This is a genomic window from Legionella geestiana (assembly GCF_004571195.1).
In the GTDB taxonomy this organism is placed as follows: Bacteria; Pseudomonadota; Gammaproteobacteria; order Legionellales; family Legionellaceae; genus Legionella_B; species Legionella_B geestiana.
The window spans coordinates 1729139-1748569 of record NZ_CP038271.1 but is presented as its reverse complement, the minus strand read 5'-3'; the positions used below and the strand labels follow the sequence as shown (position 1 = coordinate 1748569).

Genomic DNA, 19431 nt, shown 5'->3' with positions numbered 1-19431 from the left:
AATCATGGAAACGACCACCAGTCTCAATCTGCTGAAAAGCGCACTTGATGTGTCACTCATGCGCCATGAGGCCATCAGTCTTAATATCGCCAATCGAGAGACTGCAGGCTTCCAGCCGCTCGAAGTCCGCTTTGTAGACCAGCTTCGTGAAGAAGGCGGGTTATCGGCTGAGTTTAGCGTGCTGGATACACCTGTCGCGCTCGATGCAGAAATTGCCAAAGGCCTTGAAAACGCCACTTATTACCGCAGCCTTCTGCGCGGCATTCAGCATGAATTCTCACTGCTGCGTCTTAGCCTTCAGGGAGGAACCGGCCTATGAATGCCATGGCACTGTATGACATTGCCACCGCCGGCATGGGGCTTGAAATGCTGCGCGTACAGGTGGTGGCTGACAATCTGGCGCGTGCCGGCACCCTCATGCGCGCGGGAAGCCCCCCGCTTCAGCAGGTGGTCGCAAGCATGCCTGATTTTGACGCGTGGCTTAAGCATGACGGGCCTTCACTGCCACAGATTGACCTGGTTGCCCAGAATAACGTGCCAAACCGCGTGTATGAGCCTTCGCATCCCGCCGCCGATTCTAAAGGCTTCGTGAGCTACCCCGGCATCAGCCGGGTGGATGAAATGACGACAATGCTCCGTGCCTCCAGAGGCTATGAGGCGAATCTGCGCATGTTCAACATTGCCCACAGCCTTTATGGTCAAACGCTTCGCATCGGAGAGTCTGCATGAACCTTAACCGCATTGAAGCCCTAAAGCCCTTTATACCGACAGAACCACCAGCACGCGCATTCGCACCTTTGAGCGGCGCGTTTGCCGATATGGTTGAGCGCATTAAGAACGGTGAGGACGCGGTCAAACATCTGGCCCTTGGCGATGGTGGTTCACTGCATGCCACGATGATTGCCATGGAAAAAGCAAAACTGTCGATGGAGGTACTCGCTGGCGTGCGAAACCGCCTTATGAGCGCCTGGCAGGAACTGATGCGGGAGCAAATCTGACGTGAATGGACTCTTGAACGCTTTCAGCACCTTTCGTGCGCTTCCCGCTACCCGCCAGTGGCTTTTTTGCGGCATTTTCGCGCTGGTTTTAAGCGTCAGCGCGAGCCTCTTTATCTGGCTGCTGTCTAAGGATTCGGTCGCGCTGTTTCCGGGGCTGACACCTGAAGATACGCAAGAAGTCGCGAGCCGGCTCGAACAGGCACATATTCCCTTTTCCGTTGAGGAAAGCGGGCGCGAAATCCGTGTGGAACGCGCCATCGCCGGGAAAACGCGCCTCACGCTTCTCGGAGAAGGATTGACGCTGTCACGCAATCCAGGCTTTGAGCTGTTTGATAAAAGCGACTTTGGCATGACGGATTACACGCAAAAAATCAATTATCAGCGCGCCCTTCAGGGAGAGCTTGAGCGTACCATCGCAAGCCTTGAAGAAGTGGCCGGTGTACGGGTGCACATTGTTGTGCCGGAAACCCGTCTTTTTGAGCAGGCGGGCATGCATCGGCAGGCGGCAGTCACGCTGAAACTGCGAAAACCCCTGAGCCGCGAACAGATTAACGGTATTCGAGCCCTGGTGGCCGCCAGTGTGGCTTCACTGCCGATAAAAAATGTGGTGGTGCTTGACCAGCGGGGCACGCCGTTGGTACCGAATGCAGGGGAGGAGGCGTTTGAGCGACACTGGCAGGCGCGGCGTGCGTTTGAGCACTACCTTCGCGAAAAGCTGACAGCACTTCTGCGAGCGATTTACCCGGACGCACCTTTTAACGTTCAGGTAGACGCGCGCCTTGACTTTAACGCATTTACGCGCGAGCGCACGACACCTGAACACCACGAACCGCTTGAAGTGCGAAAACGCGCACAGACCATGCCCGGCAAAAGCAGCAAATCGCCGGCGCGCACGGAGACCTCCGAAGAAACCCGATTTCAGAGCGGCTCTCGTACCGAGCGTTTCACCCGTGCGCGCGGCAGCATTCAACGCCTGAATGTGAGCATAGCACTTCCAGATTCCATAACGCCTGCAGACCTTGCAAAACTGCAACGCATGATGAGCGTGGCCGCCGGCATTGATAAAGAACGCGGCGACACCCTCAGTGTCGAAGCGATTATTCACGCCCCCCTGAAACTGCGCGAAGCACCGCGGCCTCAGATTCCCACTCTCAGGGAAGCCTCCACAAAAACACCTTCTGTCTCGCTCGCGCTTGTGTGCGCGCTGCTCGCACTCATGCTCGGGACTGCCACCGTGACGCACTGTCGCCATCGGCGCGCAATGAAAAAAAATCGGGAAACCCTGCTTATTGAACTTAACGAATGGCTGACACACCATGAACCCTGAATTTAAACACCTCCTCCTGCGTGCCGCACACCTTGGTACATGGGATACCCGCTGGCTGCTGCGCCGCCTTGATAACGACGCCCGGGAAAAATTTGAAACCCTGGGCGGCTTGCCGCTGCTGCGTGCCGCACGCCGCTTTCGTCCTGTTCCGCTGCCCGCTCTCCCTTCCCCCCTCCCTGAAGAGCCGCTGCCAAAAGGACATGAAGCACTCATCGATTTGCCGCCCCTTTTTGTGGCCATCGTACTGGACACGTGGCCTGAATCAGCGGCCAACACCTGGCTTTCCCGTTATGACTACAAGGGAGCGGTCGCAGATGCGCGCGCAAACGCACTTCCAACGGTCAAACCCTCTGCACGTGAAGCGCTCATTTCCACCTGGACGGCTAAAGGAGAAGAAAATGGCTGAGATTGTAAAAAATATCCCGGAAAAAACCGCCCCCGAACCCGCCCCCGTTGATGGCTTTGCCGAGGGGTTTGCACGCGGATTTGCCGAAGGAAAAGAGGAGGGGGAAAAAGAGGGGTGTGCCCGTGGAGAAAAAGCCCTTGCAGATACGCGTGATGCACTCTGTCAAATACTGGCGAGCCTCAAACAGGCCCAGGAGGAGGCACGCCTTGCTCTTCGCGCTGAGATTGCAGGCATGGTCATACCGCTCGTTTCACCGCTTTTTATGGAACTTGCCCATAACCCCGACTGGCTTAACGTGCGCATTGATAATCTGCTGTCCCATCTTAACCGCGAGGAAACCCTGCGGCTGCATCTGCACCCTCTGGATATTCAGCGCCTGCAGGAAAATGGCGCTCTTAAGGCCCTGCCCCCAAAGGTTGAAGTGTGTGCCGATGAGCGCCTGCGCCTTGGCGGGTGCCGGCTGCACAGCGAGCACGGGACTTTCGATGCCGGTATTGAAGAACAGGTAGAGCGGTTGAAAGTTCTGCTCCTGAAGCGTCAGGAGGAAATGCGCCATGACTGAGTGGTGCCCGGGTTTGAATGCCGCAGAACGGCTTGGCATTCTCGAAGAACAGGTCGGTTTACGACTGGCAGCCAACGGACCGCCACAGACGTTTGTGGGAGAGGCATGTGACATTCTTGATACAGATGGGAATGCCCTGATGACAGCCATTGTCACGGGCTTCACACCGGGCAGAGTCTACCTGATGCCGTTTGAGAGCGGGCGCGTACGCCCGGGACTTCGCGTACGCGCCCGCCATGCCGGATTGCAGGTGCCGGTTGGCACCGCACTGCGAGGACGGGTGATTGATGCGCTTGGGCAGCCGCTTGACGGTCTTGGAACCATTGCCTGTACGGAATACCGCCCACTGCACCACTCTCCCATTAATCCACTGTCGCGCGCCCCCATCAATGAACAGCTCCTGACCGGTGTGGGCGCGATTGATACCCTGATTGCCCTTGGCAGAGGGCAGCGCATGGGGCTTTTTGCCGGCAGCGGTGTCGGCAAAAGCACCCTGCTTGGACACATTGCCAGAGACAGCAGAGCCGATATCAATGTGGTCGCGCTGATTGGTGAGCGCGGGCGTGAAGTACAGGAATTTATGACACAAACACTCGATGCCGCTACCCGTGCCAAAACCGTACTGGTCGTTGCCTGCAGTGACTCCCCCGCTGTCGCGCGCCGCGAGGCAGCTTTCAGTGCAACCGCCATTGCCGAGTATTTTTGTGATGCGGGCCTCTCGGTGATGCTCTTTATTGACTCGGTGACGCGTCTTGCACTCGCGCAGCGTGAAATCGCCCTGAGTCAGGGCGAGCCACCAACCGCGCGCGGATTTACGCCAAGCGTCTTTGCGCTCCTGCCCGAGCTTTTGGAGCGCGCCGGAAACTTTGCGGATAAAGGCAGCATCACGGCACTCTATACCGTGCTGGTTGAAGGGGATGACTTCAACGAACCCTTAAGCGATACCCTGCGCGCCCTTCTCGATGGGCACATTGTTCTGAGCCGTGAACGCGCGCATCGCGGCCAGTTTCCCGCCATTGATATCCTGCAGAGTGTTTCACGTCTTAATGACCATATCCTGCCAGAGGCGCGCCTGCCCGTAATTCGCGGCATTCGCCGCCTGCTTTCCGTACATGATGCCCATCGCGATCTTGTCAGTCTTGGCGCATATGCCAGCGGCAAAAATGCCGAGCTGGATAACGCGCTTTCGCATCTGCCTGAGATTGAAACACTTCTGTATCCCGATTCAGCACTACCCCTTGAGCACCTGCTTGAGCGTTTTGGAGCGATGACCCAATGAGCAAAGATTCGGCCTTTAAGGCCATGAACACCGTGATGGACATTGAATGCGAAGACCTGATACGACGCCTCGCTCCCCTTAAAACCGCGATTGAGGAAAAAAGGGCGCAGGTTGAAGCATGCAAAAAGCGCCTGCAAAGCGCACTGACAAAACTATCATCGATAAACCCCGAGCAGGAAGTCGCGCGCCAGCATTACCTTGCGCACCAGCGTGCACTGATTGAACAGCATCAGGCCGCAACGCACACACTGCTTGCAGAAGAAAACCGGCTTGGCATGGAGCAGCGCAAGCAGCAAATTCGTAAAAAACTGCTGGAGCGTCTCGCAGAACAACACCGACAGCAATGCCTTGCCGCCACACGGAAAGCACGTGAAAAACAACTGGATGAATGGATTTTGCACCGATGGAGTGAGGCATGAAAATTACTGAAGCCCCTTATATGCTGAACAGCACACTGGTACCTGCGCCGCTTTCTGAACATTCTGGCGAAGGTTTTTGGTATTGGACACACCTTGACACACTGCAGCAAAGTGAACTGCATTTTAACGCATCACCGAAACCCTCATCCCTTCAGCCTCTGACGGTTGAGCCTCCGTTACTCCTTAAGCCCCTCATAGCGAAGCCTGTCGAGCCACAGGCTGCAATCGCCAAATCTGTCTCGAGCCCCGAACCTGAAGCGTCATTACCATTGAGGCCGATAGAACTGCCAGAACACTTTACCTTCGCGCGTACGCCCATGCATGCGAAACAGGCGCCAGAGCCGATGTTCATTAAAGACGGTCTTAAAACATCGGACTTCCCCAAAACCACTCCCCCCGGGCAGGCGACACCTGTCACACTCCCGGCGCAACCGGCCTTCCACTCTCCAGCGGGAATGCATGTTTTCACCGAGGGGAAGACCGCTGAAATTGCGCTGAAATCGCCACTCAGCAAGGCCAAAGCCCGTCATCATCTGGCAGTGCGCCTGCGAAAAGCGCTGCGCGCCATTGGTTTTACTACTCGTCATCTTTTAATTAATGGAGAACCGCTGTGAACACCCGCATTTCCCCCACCGACAATGCCCGAATGAACGAAACCGACTTTCTAAAGCTTTTCACGGAAGAGCTCAGCTATCAGGACCCCCTTAAACCCATCGACAACCGTGAATTCATGGCGCAGATGGCGCAGTTCTCCCTGCTGCAGGAAGCACGCGGTCAAAATGAGTACCTCTCAGCACTCACAACCCAAAGCCTGCGTGACCACAGCCTGAATCTGCTGGGGAAAACTGTACAGATAAATAACGACACCGACCAATCCGGGATAGTGCGCAGTGTGTCTTTTACAGAAGGACAAATGCCACAGCTGAGCGTACAGTTTGGGAGCGGAATGCCCGTGACGGTGGAAATTGGAAGTATCACGAGGGTGAGCCATGAGTAATACCTGGTACACGAGCTTAAGTGGCATGCATGCGGCCAGTGCCGGATTGCAAAACACTTCCGCTAACATCAGCAACCTGCAAAGCGCGGGCTTTAAGCGCCATGAATGGTATTTCTCGTCCTTAAGTCAGGATGCGCGGGGGTATCCCGAAGGGGTGCGCAGCGGCAACAGCAGCATCAATTTCAGCGCGGGCGCTTACCAGCAGACGGGCAATCCGACCGATTTAGCCATCATCGGCGATGGTTTTTTTGTGCTGCGCCTTGCTGATGACCGTTTGCTCTACACCCGAGCCGGCCAGTTTTATTTTAACGAGAGCGGCGTGCTTTGCGACAGGCGCACCCAGGCGGAAGTCATGGGACTTGATGGCAGTGGCCAGCTCATCCCCATCATTCAGACAGGCCCAAAACACGTACCTGGAGCCGCAACGCACTCTCTGAACCTTGGTGGAACCATTGCGCCAGGCAACCGTGCAGAGTTTAGTGTTGATACGGTATACGACAGCAAGGGGCGCGCGCATACCCTTAAAGTGGGCCTCCTGCAAATGAGTGAGAACGAATATACGCTCGATTACGTACTCTGTGACGACGTGCTGATTCCGACCTTTCCTCAAACCCTTCAGTTTGTTGCCGGCATGCCGACCAGCACCCGTAACAGCCTCTCACTGACGCTTTTTGGTAAAGAGGAGTTGGTCCTCAATTTTGGAACCGATGATTTGATGAATCAGGAAGACATGGTGCGGCTTAATGGCAGTGAAACCCGGATTTCCGTGCGCCGCCAGGACGGCTTTGCCAAAGGCGCGCCTCTTTCCGCAAGCTTTGATGACGCGGGGCGACTGGTCTGGCTCTATGACAACGGCAAAACGGTGGAAGGGCCAAAAATTGCACTTGCCTGTTTTCGCCAGCCGGAAAAAGTGTTGAAGGCGGCTCGAGATAACACCTTTAGCTGCGAAGACCTCTCGGCACGCACACTCAGTGCCTCAGGCGCGCCCGGATTTGGCAGTGTGCAAAGCGGGCAGGTGGAAGGTTCAAACGTCGACTCTACCCTCGAGTTTGCCAACATGGTGGTATTGCAGCGGATGTTTCAGGCCTGCTCACAAATCATGGATATTGATAAACAACTGCTTGAGGAGCTGCGTCACCGATGAACGCCAAACCGTATCGCCCCGATAACCACAGAGCCCGTTTGCGCCTTACAACACACTTTCGCGAACGTCTGGAAACATGGAACAAGAGCTCGGCTCACACGTGTATCTGCTGCACCGTTGAGCCGGCTGGCGCCCCTTCAGAAGCGGCGCTTTTCTTAAAAGACCCGCGTCTGCTCGAGGATGGCGCGTTTCTCTCACTCGTTCGTCATGCGGCCTTTGGGGAGGCGCATGCGGCCTTTGACACGGCAGCAGCGGTGCTGAAGGAGTGTCTCATCAACACCCTGCTGGCCCCTCTCGAAACGGCACTCCCTACACACATGCAGGACTGGTTTTACAAAGGCTCGCCTGCCGTCTGCCTGCGTTTAGACTGTGGGGAGCTGCAGGCACGACTGTATCCGCACCCCAAACTGCTGGCCGATATCCTCAGAGCTCCAGCGCTGCCATCCCTTCCTGAAGTCGCCCCTGACCCACGCCTGAAACTCGAGGTGCGCATCCTTGATGTACGCCTCCCCCTGCAGGCATTACGGACATTGCAGCCGGGCGACATTATCCGCAGCGATACCGCCATTGACGCCCCAGTCACCATCACGTACGGCAATCGCCTCCTCGGAATAGCCGCCTTTGGCACCTGCAACGGACACCCATCCATTCAACTGATAAGGAGAACTTGATGAGCACCCTCTCTGAACCTGTTACCCGCGAACTGACAGCCACCGCGTCCACAACGCCGTGGCTTGAGTCGGGCATCCAGAGCGCACTGAGCGACATTCGCATTGATTGCGGCATTCGCCTCGGAACCCTTACCCTCACTCTGCAGGCGCTCCAAAGTCTTCAGTCGGGCGCCGTTTTGCAACTGACGGAATCTTTTGGTGAGCCGGTAGATGTCATCGTTAATGAACAGGTCATTGCACGTGGTGAGCTTGTCCATTGCGATGAGCATTTTGGGGTGCGGGTGACGGAGGTCGCCGTATGAAAAAGCGGCTGCTTACAGCTCCTGGCGTACTGCTCGCAACACCGCTTTATGCAGCGGGCAAGCTCGCCCTTTTTAAACCGGAAAGCGTCATTTCCGAAAGTTACTGGCGTACGCTCATTACCCTCTTTGCCGCGGTCGGCATCGCGGGTATTACCTGCTGGTATCGACGCGTACCAAAGCGCGCCAGCCCGTGTTGCCGGGTACTTGAAAAAATTACGCTCTCGCATCAAAGCACGCTGTTTCGTATTGAGTGGGCGGGGCGCGAATACCTGCTGGCTGACAATCACGAGGCGCTGGCCTGGCTCCCTTCTGCAGGAGACAGCACCCATGCGCAATAAACTCACAGTCGGATTGCTGCTTTTTATTCCTGCCATGGCCTTCGCAGACCCGAGCACCTGGAGTCTGCCCGATGCGGACGAATGGCCTGAAGCCCTGCGTCTTTTTGCACTGATGACCCTGCTGGGGCTGACCCCGGCACTGCTCATCATGCTGTCGTCTTTCACCCGCATTATCGTAGTACTGTCTATCCTGCGCACGGCTCTCGGGCTGCAGCAGACCCCTCCCAATATGGTGTTAATGAGCCTTGCGCTGTTTTTAACCTGTATGACCATGATGCCAGTTGCAAACCGCATCTATACCGAGAGTTTCATTCCGTGGGAAGCGCATCAGATAAGCACCGAAACAGCGCTCCTTCATGCCCAAAAGCCGATTCGTGCTTTTTTACTGCGCCAGACACGCGAAAAAGATGTGCGCCAGATGGCCTTTCTTGCCAAAGCCCCGCTGCCCAAACGCGCAGAAGACGTGCAGTTTCACTATCTCGTACCGGCTTTTTTACTGAGCGAGCTGCAAACCGCCTTTCAAATTGGCTTCATGATTTTTCTGCCTTTTCTTCTGGTTGATCTCGTCGTCTCAGGCATTCTCATGACCATGGGCATGATGATGGTGCCGCCCATGAGCATAGCACTTCCCATCAAGCTGTTGCTCTTTGTGTTGATAGATGGCTGGAGTCTGGTCGTTCAGTCGCTGGTGGGGAGCTTTCACGGTGTGTGAGTTTCACACGCAATATTATGTTCACTGTGACAAGGTTGTTGTGAAATGGCATGTAGCTCTTCAATAATTACGGCAATATTTTGCTCACCGGTAAAAGTAAGCCGGTCTGCCATATTGCCGATGTAATCGGCGTGGTTTTCTAAGGTGTTAAAAAACACATAAAAAACCGCAGAAAATCTGTGAATAACTTCAGGCGCTTTTTCGGGAAGGCTGGCAAGGAAGGCGGCTTTGACTCTTTCCTGTAAAGCCGCATCCAAACCTTTAATTGTTTGGACAGATGCATGCGCGGGCCTTGAATAAAAGCCATGAATAAACCGGCTCAGGGGCACATTATGCCGTGTGGCAAGGAGTGGCAACCCAACCGTATGAATATCGTAGGGCTGCATGCGGCAATCATCCACAACAGGAGTCGTTAGCTTTTCGTTAGAAATGCATTGCAGACACGCATCAAAAAAAATCGCAAATCGTTGAAACACTGCGTGCGTGATTTGGTGCGGCTCAAAAAATGCGCTGAGTGTCAGAGCATAACGCTTTAACGATTTTAACAAAAACTTATTCGCTTCTCTTCGTGCTTTTGCGCTGTGCCTTAAGTCATGTTCGGGGTATATGAGCGCATCGACAACATTGGGTGTTACTACCGATAACATTTTCGGGGTATCAGCGCCTGTTTCGGGCTTATCGAAGCAAACGAGCCGATGTGTTTTTGGGCCTCTTGCCTGAAATATCAACAAATCTGTAACCGGTATTTGATTAATAATGGTATCAAAACGCGAAGGAACGCGCCCAATGAAGAAGGCGAGCAACACGAACCAATACGCAAGAAAGGTTATTACACTCAATGGAAATAAAGCATGCAGGTAAAAAGGACGTATCAGCCCGTTGGTGTACCCTTCCATTAAGTGCCCGTGCCGTTTAATCGTTTTGTAATCAAAAAATGACGTGTAACGGTCAGCAAATCTATCAACAATCAGTTTGAACGGTATTTTCTGCTGCATTAACCGCTCTGCGGCCAGTATCATCGGCGCCGCACCCGCACACATGCCATACAAAACGACCGATTTTCCGCGGGATAAGGTGTGTTTTGCAAACGTCACAATGTCGAGTGCGATATCATTGAGGCTTTCAGCGCGTTTACTGGAGTGAAGGGAAAAATTTCGGTGATTGATGAATACCACTTCTGCTTTGAAAAACTCAGGCAAGCCATACCGCACCCTGCTCAGTTGAAGATGCTCTGTTTGCACCTTCCCTATCAGCACCAGCACCGTGACGTCACGATGTGTCTCCCGTTGTCGCATGTGCACGCCCTCAAGCACGACACCATCGTGAGCCGGTAATAGAAACTTATACACCAGCAGGGATGACATTTCTTCAGACCCTTCGCTAAACGGCAAAGTGGACAGAGGTCCTGATGCCACGGCTCTTACAATTTGTTGTCTGAGTCTCGCCCAATAAGAAACCGGTTTACCAAAATTGACAAAAAAGGGTTGAGGGGGTAAGGGAAGCAACTCGGTCCTGTCTGTCGCTCGCATCATTTGAGCCAGGAATCCAAGACAATGGGTTTTAGCGCTTTTGTACATCTCACGCTCAAAAGGCAAACTATCGGAAGTAATGGATAATTCATCAAAGGCCAATATCAGCGGATAAAAAAAAACTTTTGGTGCCTCTCGCAGGCTTGAGAAGTGCGTGTTGTAGTACAATAAAAAACGTGCCGCAACGAGGTACAAAACGTGGCTCGCAGAACTTTTACTGTCGAGCAGACTCCTGTGACGCTCTATCGTAAGCAGGCAATAATATCCGAGGTCAAGATACGGAATAACAGGAAGTACTTCCGAGCGAAAAGCCTGGAGTAAAAGGCTGCGGCTTACACTTGAACCCAGCCAGAAGGCCATTATCCATTTGTAAAAACACGCATCCCCCAGGTCCTCTGATGTGAGACTCAACTCCGCTACCAGCTTTTCTCTCACATTAAAGTCGGTCAGCGCTTTTAACAGCAATGAATTAGCCGTGAGCTGCATGCAGATTAACCTCAAAATTCGGGCGACAGCGCACATAAGAATAACAGGGTACTATACGCCGGCAAAGCATTCTTTTAACCGGTTAAGCGCTCGCCCGTGCCTGCGGGCCTTGCCAGAAAGCTCAGGGTGAAACCGCTTTTTCACACGTTTTAAGCAGTGCAGTTCGCATTTTTTTCAGCAATGGCTGCAGGTTTTCATCATCAAGGTGATAGGCCTTCGCCAGCGCCTCTGGGTCGGTAAAGCTTAACCAGGTGACACCGTTGCTGTCAGTCGTTGCCATCAACCGCAAGGGCAAATCGAGCGAGATGGCGGGTTTGGCCTCGATAAGCGCCGTTCCAACCGCCGGGTTTCCGGCAATCAACACCTGCGTGCTCTGCAGGGTTTTTCCTGCTTTTGCAGCCTCAGCACTTTGATTGATACGCGCAAATACCCTGCCGCCTTGCTCTTTAATAATTGCCTCAACCCGGTTAATCGTCTCTTCAGCAGAATACGGGCTTTCGAGAGCCTCAGACCACGCCGCTCCAGTCGCCGGGCCGAGCTTTTCGTTAAAGGCACCCGCTATTTTGCGCCCCAGTATATCGAGATCTGGCAAGTCGCCCTTATTGGTCAGCAGGGTCACACAGACCAGTTCGTCTGCCGCAGTAAACCGGCTTAAAAAGGCGGAATACCCGGGTACATTCCCCTTGATTTGCATCATGCCTTTGTGACCATTGAAAAACCACCCACTGTTTCCGGGTACGACCCGGCCATTTTTCAAGGTGATCGGATGGTATAAAAACGCCTTGCTTTCAGGCTCTTTCAGCAGAATATTTCCAGCCAGTGCAATGTCCCAGGTACTGATGTCAGACGATGAAGCCATGATGCCACTGTCAGCAAAGGTGGCTGACCAGCTGAGAGGTGCCACACGGATAAGGCCCGCGCCGGATTGGGAATATCCTGTTGCCGGCTCTGTGGGATTAATCATCACGGCATTGTTCAGGAACGCACTGTGCTTAAAGGGCGATGTGCCATTTAGCATTTCATTCTGTATGCGGTTTTTATTGGAGATAAAAAAGGTATTTTTTAGTCCGGCACGCTCAAACTGATTTTTAGTCACATAGTCCTGATAAGACATCCCGCTCGTTTTTTCAATGACCAATCCCAGAAGATAAAAATCCGTAGCACTCTGCCTGGCCTCTGTACCTGCAGGAAACAGCAACGCCTTATCCTTGATGAGGTCAATAATTTCAGCAGGCGTATATTCCCGGCTAAAATCAAAATCCTTGTCGCTGGAATAATCCGGCAGACCGGAAGTGTGCGTCATTAAATCACGTATGGTAATTTGTCGCCATTGCTGCGGGATATCGAAGTCTCTGAGATAATCCGCAAACGGTGTGTCGAGGTCGATTTTGCCGGCCTCTTTCAACTGCATAACGGCAATGGCCGTGTAAGCGTTAGTCAACTGCCCGATATTAAACACCGTATTGGTAGCGACCAACCGTTTAGAGTCGGTATCCGCAAGCCCGTATCCGACCACGCGAGTAATATACGGAGCCTGAACAATGGCAAGGGATAGACCCGGAATTTGGTGCTCTTCCATGTAGCTGATGATGAGGTTGTCAACGCTCTGATTTTGCCAGACCGTATGAAAATCTCCACGTCCCGTTGCTGAATATAATGTTGTCGGCATCATGCCTCCCCATATTCCCATGGTTGCCAAAACGAGTGTGCGAAAGCCTCGAGATTTCATGCGTTCCCTCGCGATAATGTTAAGTCTCAGACTTCAATTGAAGCCTAAACTCATCAGATTTGCCAATACTCTTGACTTCCCCAGTTTGCGCCCCATTGACGAGGGCATGTCCTCATTTCATAAGGTGTGGGGTTGAATGGTCTCTTTTTCTCCCCCGAGCATCGCACAGACTCCAAAGGCTGCGGCGGTAGCAAATACTCCAAAGCCTGCCAGCAGCAATGTGGTACGTACGGGATGCGATGAGGCGCTTGAACTGCTGGGAGGAAGACGTGATGGCTCTGCCGTTCCTGCTCGCGCCCAATACATTGCCTCCTGTTCATCAGCGGTTAAATCAGCTTCAAAATGCTTTCCGGGACGCACGCGATGCACGGTAACAGCACCGGATGCTGCGCGAAATGACGCATTTCTTTCAAGCGCAAGCTGGGAGTATTTGGGACGATATCCCAATTCAGAGGGCACACCACAGTCCATAAGGCCGCATTCGCTGTTTCGGCATACGCCCTCGTAAAAATGCACGGACTCATCATCTCTTAACCAGTTATTTTTCAGTAAAACGCCTCGAAGGTCAGAAAGCTGTTCTGATTTCCAGTTGTCAGATGTGATAGCCAGTTGTCTGTCTACTAACGGATTGATGTACGCAATCAGAACAGGGCGGCTCACGCCTTCCACTTCGTAAGAGGCAATTAAGTGATTTTCAGTCGGTGCAACTGTGTGCGTATCGAGTCTTTTAAGTTCTTTGCCAAGCATAGTGGCGAGGAAACCTGCAATATAATCGGGAAAACTATGAAACGTTGCTATGGCGCTGATATAGTCCTCATTATGTAAAAACCACGAGGACGCATCGGCTTTTAAAAAGTCTGTAGCGTCTTTTTTACCCTTTTCGTAATCAGATTGTTGGAAGGTAAAGTGTAATAATGGGGAGTGCTTTCTGCTTTCGTCAAAATCAACACATAAATTTTTAAAAAAGTAGAATGTTGGCTTTTTGCACAGTGTATGGTCAAAGGTAAATATGGCTACTCTGTAATCATCACGAAAAAACATTTTGATTATCCTGTAAAGTGATGCTTCATCTCGAATTTACCATAGAATGGCTGCTGAGTGCAGAAATGCCACTGTGAGATAAATAACCATCAAAACGATATGTTGTCCAAGGCCTCGCTGAGGGTGCTGTGCTGACAGCCGATGCTTTGAGGTGTGGCTTATCTCATCATACAGCCATTCCCAATGGCTGTATGATGAGGCAACGGCTTTTTTAAAGAACGGGGGCATCAAGGTGCCGGACCATCACGAGAAAGTCTGCGTGCTCGTTCGCGTTACCGATACAGCTGACACTCTTATGAACGTAATTAAAATGTCCGTCCACAGAGCTTTCATCATTGGATAGAGCAACTCCTTTTATGTTCCGGCTCTTGAGACTGCTGTGCACGTTGCTCTTCTTCCCTTCTCGCCGCACGTTCCTCGGCCAGCATTTCATGCCTTTTTATATCCTCTGGCCTTGCGAAAATCATATTTCTCTTACCGCTTAAAGGGCTGACAACCATGTGCCTCTCACACGCCAACTGTGCACGAAGGAGAGCGTTGGTATCTTCAGCCAAACTGATTCGAGCTACCGGCTCTTGCATTGAGATTGAAATATTTCCATCAGTACTCACCCCAACACTTCTGCGGGGCTCGTCTATGTCCACCCGGACTTTGGGTAACTGCTGAAGCATTTCTTCGAGGACATCACAGGCAGACGTGTATTTTGCTGCATTATCGTTGTCTTCTTCGTGCATTTTATTTACTCCCTATTAATAAAAGAACAAATTGTAGTGCATATACAAAGGCTCGCACAATTAATCCTGCAAAATGTCCGAGGCAAAACTTCGCTTTGCCAGGGCCTCATTGCAGGCGCTGATGATTGCTGCGATCAATCAACGCCCCAAAGATGAAATTGCCTGCTGCTTACGATGAGGGCAGAGGTTTACGATTTGAAGAAATGTGTGTCACCTCTGACTATTTTTGGACTTTACCGGCAATATCATTTCGACGATGTTTGAAATAGTCAAAGAGTACCTGTTCATCTTGCCGGGCTAACTTTGAAATAGTGCTCTCCATATCCGGTGATATATTTCGACCGGTTAAAACCACAAAGGCATAGTGGGAATTTTTATAATGTTCTTCAACGCCTAACAACAATGCAGCGAGAGGCAATCCTGAAGTTGGCTCAATGGAAATGCCATATTTTTTAAGTAAAGCGCTTGCATAAAGTGCGTCTTTTTGCTGAACCAGAGTTACTTCATGAGAAATTTCTCTGATGCGTTTTAACGAAAATTGTTCAGGAGTAGCCATTACCCCGTCAACAATTAATTTTCCCGCATAGGGTTCTGCTGAACGCACAAAGCGGCAGGTTTTCAGTGATCGATACGTCAAATCTGCTGGTGCCGCAGTGACACCTATACTATAAACAGAGGGGAATTGTGCTGACAGTTCTTCTGTTCCACTTAAAATTCCTCCTGATCCAAGAGGAACGAGCATCAGCGCTTCTCCAGGATTCATTTTATCAAAATCAAGACCGTCATGCCTTGCTTGTTCTTTAATTTCCTCTGCAATAACTGCATACCCATTAATGGCATATTTATCAGCATGTAATAATAACATTACATGTTCCGGGTCAGATTTTGCTTCATTAACAACCAGATTCTCTGCATCATCATACCCGGCGATTGCTTTTTGCGAATGGTTTGAGGCTGATTCAGGATAGTGATCACGGATTTTTGCGCCTGTTCTCAGTATGGCTGCTTTTTTATGCGGCAATACATTGGCAGGCATGGTAATTTCAGCTTCTACATGAATCTTGTCTTCAAGACCTTGCTGTCGAATAAAATTTTTAACTACATTTACTGCGTTCGCAACAGCTCTTCCGTGATTACCGGTAGAGACGGCAATGACTTTTAAGTCGTACGTTCTCTGTGCATTTTTTTTAACTTCCTGAAGGTATTTATCTATCCGGCCATAGAATCTTATTGGCATTCTATCTTTGAATGAGCCGGTTGGATTAACCGTCTCATCTTTCATATATACGACAATATTGCGATGTAACAAACGTTTTGCGAATGCATTAATGTTCTGGTTAGTATATAGAGGAGTGGGTCTCGTAAAGACTCCAAACTTTCGTTGCAGGTTTTTCGCAATCGCTATGGCATCCTGATTTACACCCGATGAACGACGTTTCAATAATTCGGTCTTAACGTCTTTTTGACTGAACCGGATATATTCGTACCCCGAATCTGCACGGTTATATACCGTCTCTCCACAAGAATTTACATAATGCGTACCTGCAATTGATGCGCTTCCCGAATCAATTATCAGGGCCAATACTGTTAAAATAAACGCTCTAATTTTTATGGTATGTGACATGGTGTACTCCTGTACTACGAAAATGAGGCATTCAACATGGAGGTGTCCTCAATTCAAGAAATGGTGCAAAAACGCAGGGGGTGATACCCATGCGTCCTGGCGGCAGCCATATTCTGGAACGCGCACACCCCATGGTTTCCGCGAGTAGAAAAGATTGTCTATCCGCCCTCAACTATCGACAAATTCTCCGAAACCTGCTCATTTACCTGGATTCCTGAGATTGTCAGCATTAAAACATGCCATTATCATTTTCGGGATGATCCGTAATATCCTGTATCACATCCCAGTGCTCAACGATTTTATTGTTTTCCAGACGAAACACATCAATAACCGCGTTGCCCAGAGTTCCGGGTTCAAGTATTGAATGCACATGTAACATCACAAAATCACCTTCCGCTAAAACCCGCTTGATTTCACTGTGCGATTGTGGAAAAGCAGCTTTCATATATTCAATATAGGTTCGTAAGCCTTCGGCACCATCTTTGGCAAGCGGATTATGCTGAATATACCGAGGACCAAGGTAGGCTTCTGCGGCATCAAAGTCTCGCTCATTAATTGCCTTTTTATAAAATTGCATCACAATGATCTTGTTGTTTTCTTCCTGAGCACTGGTCGCAAATACGGCGCAATTTGCAAACATCGTGCAGGCTCCAATAATCGGTAATAAATATTTTCTCATGGGTTCCTCACTGGGTTAAATGGATATCCAGGGCGTGTCATCCGATAAAGCCAGGCAAGCACTAAATAAAGATGCCAATGCGCGTGCCAGTACAATCTGCTCGTGTTTCAGATAAAACGATTACCAGGTTCCTTGACTCACAATTGATTTTAAATGCTCTGATTATTTAAAAAAGCGCAAAATTTCGATGTTTTTTATCAGTAATATCGATATATTATTGCAAATTACATGACACGGATTGCATGATGTCCAAAGTAACCATTGAGCAATGGCGTGTATTGCAAACCGTTGTAGATGAGGGCAGTTTTGCCAAAGCGTCTATAAAATTGCATAAAAGCCAATCCAGTATCAGTTATACGGTAGCAAAACTCCAGGATACGCTCGGTTTGAAAATATTGCAGATGGAAGGGAGGCGTGCCAGATTAACTGAGCAAGGTACACGTATCCTCAATTTGTCACGACAAATCACGCGAGCAGCAGATTATGTAGAAACTTCTGCGCATCTTTTCAACAGCAATTGTGAAAAAACCTTGCGTATTGCTGTTGATGAGATATTTCCGATGTCGGTTTTAATGTCAATTCTCCATCAGTTCGGTCTTGAAAATCAGCAAACACGCATCAAGGTAACCCAGGGAGTACTGTCCGGTCCCGCGGAATTGTTAGTCAATGGTGAGGCGGAATTGGCCGTGATATCCAAAATACCGGAAGGTTATCTTGGCAAGAAAATCATGGACATTGATTTTATACCTTATGCGCATGAGGACAGCCCTTTGCATGCCAAACCGTTAACAAACGAAGATCTGCTTAATGAACGTTATATTATTACGCAAGATTCTGGTGTCAAAACAAAACGCAATGAAGGGTGGCTGGGTTCGGAATTTAACTGGTCTGTGAGTTCCATTGAAATGAAAATCCAATGCGTTGCACATGCTATAGGCTTTGCATGGCTTCCAAAGCACATCATGAATGCTCGAAATTTACCCGTCAAGCCATTGATTTTGCAACAAGACGATACGCGAACCTATCCTTTGTATCTGGTTCATCAGAATCCTGAAGAAGTTGGCCCGGCAGCAAGGCGTCTTATCCATTTATTCACTCATGGTGTTACAAATGCTTGAAGTGAAGCAACTTTTCTGACTTCAAACAAATCTGGTGTTTTATACCCCAACCTTGAATGAAGCCCTGAAATTAATTATGGCTAGTGAGAAAATTGAGTTAACTCGCAAGGATACGTGTGATTCTGATGATGTAAATCATAGTATCATTGCGCCTGGTGTTCTGGGGCAGGTCACAGGGCAGCAGCAAACTATTTTGAGAAAAAAGCCAGGAAATCCCCCTAACCAGGTCAGGTGTTTGGCGGAATGAAAAGCTGATAACATTTAGTTTACTCAATATTCACCTTTTTTTGAGGAGTATTTAATGGCTGCCAACCCAAAAACATTTTTCCCACGAGCCAAACAACCTATAGGTTCTGACACCACACATACACCTCAGCTGGTTCTTCAGTACTCCGGTTATGAACTTTCATTAAAATCTGAGGGATATAATCATTATTTTTGGGCGGCTGGCGCAGATCCCTTCGCATTTTTAATGGAAAACCACCTATTTAAGACTACTTTGTTCTATGAGCAAGAGGTTTACAGATATCGATATGAGTGGTCAACCTTCAATCCAAACAGTTATGGCACAGATTTTATAAGAAGCATCCTAAATACATCATTTAAATGTTCAGTAACATTATCTGAAAATTTGGATAACCAGGTAGTTTACATGCTTAATCTGCTAGAAAAAACAGTGTCGGAGTTTGACAGGAAAAAAACATCTTTACCTGAAATGGCGATGACTGTCTATTCATTGTTATATCATATTGGCCCCAATGATATAACGGTTATGATGCTTCATAATTTACATACAGGATCTTATTGTAGGGAGGCCGTTAACAAAGAGCTGTATGAGAAAGACTATTACTATACGTTTTTAAATGATAAATTTCGAAGCATGGAGTTTGGTATCATGATGTGGAAAGCAGTAGAATTATTTTGGCAAAAGGATCCTGTTGATATTATCTCAAAAATGCAAACACTCTTTTTAACCAAGGATTGTGCGAAAGAAGAGCACAATATTAAATCGGCTATCGCCCAGTCAAAAGAGTGGATTAATTCCTTCTATGAAAACTTTACAAAGAAGCATAAACAAGAAAAATCGGAACGGACAACCCCAACGCTATCATGTAGAGCGCCCGTATAATCAATGGGGACAGACTCGATTGATCTTTATTGTCTTTTTGAATTTTTCATATCATAAAATTATGTGTCAATTGACCTGACCCGGAATTTCCAAACCAAAGCAAAATAGAGATAATGGCCTCCCGACAAGCGAGGTTAAAAACTGTGTTTTCGGCAAGCATGCGTGACTATGTAACCTGAGAGTGATTACCCTCACTGAGCGAACCTC

The 19431-nt window shown here is 49.9% G+C and carries 23 protein-coding genes; 17 read left to right on the top strand and 6 right to left on the bottom strand.

The genetic code is table 11. The features are described 5' to 3' along the window. Positions 1–4: 4 nt before the first annotated feature. Genes E4T54_RS07775 through fliP form a run of 15 tightly spaced genes read left to right on the top strand, consistent with a single transcriptional unit; the run spans position 5 to position 9155 of the window. Positions 5–319, top strand: coding sequence for a hypothetical protein (locus E4T54_RS07775; RefSeq protein ID WP_028386000.1), 315 nt, complete (start codon positions 5–7; stop codon positions 317–319). After that, positions 316–729 carry a flagellar basal body rod protein FlgC gene (locus E4T54_RS07770; RefSeq protein WP_028386001.1) on the top strand — a complete coding sequence of 138 codons (414 nt, stop codon included), beginning with the start codon at positions 316–318 and terminating at the stop codon, positions 727–729. Before E4T54_RS07775 ends, E4T54_RS07770 begins: the two co-directional genes overlap by 4 nt. After that, on the top strand, positions 726–998 hold the full coding sequence (gene fliE, locus E4T54_RS07765) for a flagellar hook-basal body complex protein FliE (RefSeq protein WP_035901916.1): 273 nt from the start codon (positions 726–728) through the stop codon (positions 996–998). The genes E4T54_RS07770 and fliE overlap by 4 nt, the downstream gene beginning before the upstream one ends. A 1-nt stretch (position 999) precedes the next feature. Then, complete coding sequence (gene fliF / locus E4T54_RS07760) at positions 1000–2325, top strand: flagellar basal-body MS-ring/collar protein FliF (protein WP_028386002.1); 1326 nt, start codon at positions 1000–1002, stop codon at positions 2323–2325. After that, positions 2315–2731, top strand: a complete 417-nt coding sequence (locus tag E4T54_RS12020; RefSeq protein WP_028386003.1) for a hypothetical protein — start codon at positions 2315–2317, stop codon at positions 2729–2731. The genes fliF and E4T54_RS12020 overlap by 11 nt, the downstream gene beginning before the upstream one ends. Further along, complete coding sequence (locus tag E4T54_RS07755) at positions 2724–3293, top strand: FliH/SctL family protein (protein ID WP_028386004.1); 570 nt, start codon at positions 2724–2726, stop codon at positions 3291–3293. The genes E4T54_RS12020 and E4T54_RS07755 overlap by 8 nt, the downstream gene beginning before the upstream one ends. After that, complete coding sequence (locus tag E4T54_RS07750) at positions 3286–4572, top strand: FliI/YscN family ATPase (protein ID WP_035901918.1); 1287 nt, start codon at positions 3286–3288, stop codon at positions 4570–4572. The genes E4T54_RS07755 and E4T54_RS07750 overlap by 8 nt, the downstream gene beginning before the upstream one ends. Then, positions 4569–4991: a hypothetical protein gene (locus E4T54_RS07745; RefSeq protein ID WP_028386005.1), complete on the top strand. Its 423-nt coding sequence runs from the start codon at positions 4569–4571 to the stop codon at positions 4989–4991. Before E4T54_RS07750 ends, E4T54_RS07745 begins: the two co-directional genes overlap by 4 nt. Continuing rightward, entirely contained in the window at positions 4988–5605 is a 618-nt protein-coding gene (locus E4T54_RS07740) for a hypothetical protein (protein WP_028386006.1), read from the top strand. The genes E4T54_RS07745 and E4T54_RS07740 overlap by 4 nt, the downstream gene beginning before the upstream one ends. Then, positions 5602–5988 carry a flagellar hook capping FlgD N-terminal domain-containing protein gene (locus E4T54_RS07735; protein ID WP_051550837.1) on the top strand — a complete coding sequence of 129 codons (387 nt, stop codon included), beginning with the start codon at positions 5602–5604 and terminating at the stop codon, positions 5986–5988. The genes E4T54_RS07740 and E4T54_RS07735 overlap by 4 nt, the downstream gene beginning before the upstream one ends. Beyond that, positions 5981–7132: a flagellar hook-basal body complex protein gene (locus E4T54_RS07730; RefSeq protein ID WP_028386007.1), complete on the top strand. Its 1152-nt coding sequence runs from the start codon at positions 5981–5983 to the stop codon at positions 7130–7132. Before E4T54_RS07735 ends, E4T54_RS07730 begins: the two co-directional genes overlap by 8 nt. Next, a complete protein-coding gene (locus tag E4T54_RS07725) occupies positions 7129–7803 on the top strand; it encodes a FliM/FliN family flagellar motor C-terminal domain-containing protein (RefSeq protein WP_028386008.1) in 675 nt (224 codons plus the stop codon). The genes E4T54_RS07730 and E4T54_RS07725 overlap by 4 nt, the downstream gene beginning before the upstream one ends. After that, positions 7803–8105, top strand: a complete 303-nt coding sequence (locus E4T54_RS07720; RefSeq protein WP_051550838.1) for a FliM/FliN family flagellar motor switch protein — start codon at positions 7803–7805, stop codon at positions 8103–8105. The genes E4T54_RS07725 and E4T54_RS07720 overlap by 1 nt, the downstream gene beginning before the upstream one ends. Continuing rightward, positions 8102–8443 carry a hypothetical protein gene (locus E4T54_RS07715; protein ID WP_028386009.1) on the top strand — a complete coding sequence of 114 codons (342 nt, stop codon included), beginning with the start codon at positions 8102–8104 and terminating at the stop codon, positions 8441–8443. Before E4T54_RS07720 ends, E4T54_RS07715 begins: the two co-directional genes overlap by 4 nt. Next, on the top strand, positions 8433–9155 hold the full coding sequence (gene fliP / locus E4T54_RS07710; protein WP_028386010.1) for a flagellar type III secretion system pore protein FliP: 723 nt from the start codon (positions 8433–8435) through the stop codon (positions 9153–9155). The genes E4T54_RS07715 and fliP overlap by 11 nt, the downstream gene beginning before the upstream one ends. On the opposite strand, the gene E4T54_RS07705 is transcribed toward fliP, so the two are convergent. The 6 genes from E4T54_RS07705 to E4T54_RS07680 all read right to left on the bottom strand — a co-directional run bounded on the left by E4T54_RS07705 (position 9143) and on the right by E4T54_RS07680 (position 16977). Further along, positions 9143–11170, bottom strand: a complete 2028-nt coding sequence (locus tag E4T54_RS07705; RefSeq protein WP_028386011.1) for a hypothetical protein — start codon at positions 11168–11170, stop codon at positions 9143–9145. The genes fliP and E4T54_RS07705 overlap by 13 nt on opposite strands. Before the next feature lie 121 nt (positions 11171–11291). Then, positions 11292–12899 (bottom strand): serine hydrolase, encoded by a 1608-nt coding sequence (locus E4T54_RS07700; protein WP_081776714.1) that lies wholly within the window; start codon positions 12897–12899, stop codon positions 11292–11294. A 117-nt stretch (positions 12900–13016) separates the two neighbouring features. Then, a complete protein-coding gene (locus tag E4T54_RS07695; RefSeq protein ID WP_028386013.1) occupies positions 13017–13940 on the bottom strand; it encodes a hypothetical protein in 924 nt (307 codons plus the stop codon). Positions 13941–14272: 332 nt separating this feature from the next. Next, a complete protein-coding gene (locus E4T54_RS07690; RefSeq protein ID WP_028386015.1) occupies positions 14273–14674 on the bottom strand; it encodes a hypothetical protein in 402 nt (133 codons plus the stop codon). A 220-nt stretch (positions 14675–14894) separates the two neighbouring features. Beyond that, positions 14895–16298, bottom strand: coding sequence for a PLP-dependent lyase/thiolase (locus E4T54_RS07685; protein WP_028386016.1), 1404 nt, complete (start codon positions 16296–16298; stop codon positions 14895–14897). Positions 16299–16527: 229 nt separating this feature from the next. Continuing rightward, a complete protein-coding gene (locus tag E4T54_RS07680) occupies positions 16528–16977 on the bottom strand; it encodes a nuclear transport factor 2 family protein (RefSeq protein ID WP_028386017.1) in 450 nt (149 codons plus the stop codon). A 242-nt stretch (positions 16978–17219) separates the two neighbouring features. Between E4T54_RS07680 and E4T54_RS07675 the strand changes: the two genes are divergently transcribed. Continuing rightward, complete coding sequence (locus E4T54_RS07675) at positions 17220–18095, top strand: LysR family transcriptional regulator (protein WP_238582806.1); 876 nt, start codon at positions 17220–17222, stop codon at positions 18093–18095. A gap of 301 nt (positions 18096–18396) precedes the next feature. Continuing rightward, a complete protein-coding gene (locus E4T54_RS07670; RefSeq protein WP_028386019.1) occupies positions 18397–19224 on the top strand; it encodes a hypothetical protein in 828 nt (275 codons plus the stop codon). Positions 19225–19431: the final 207 nt, after the last annotated feature.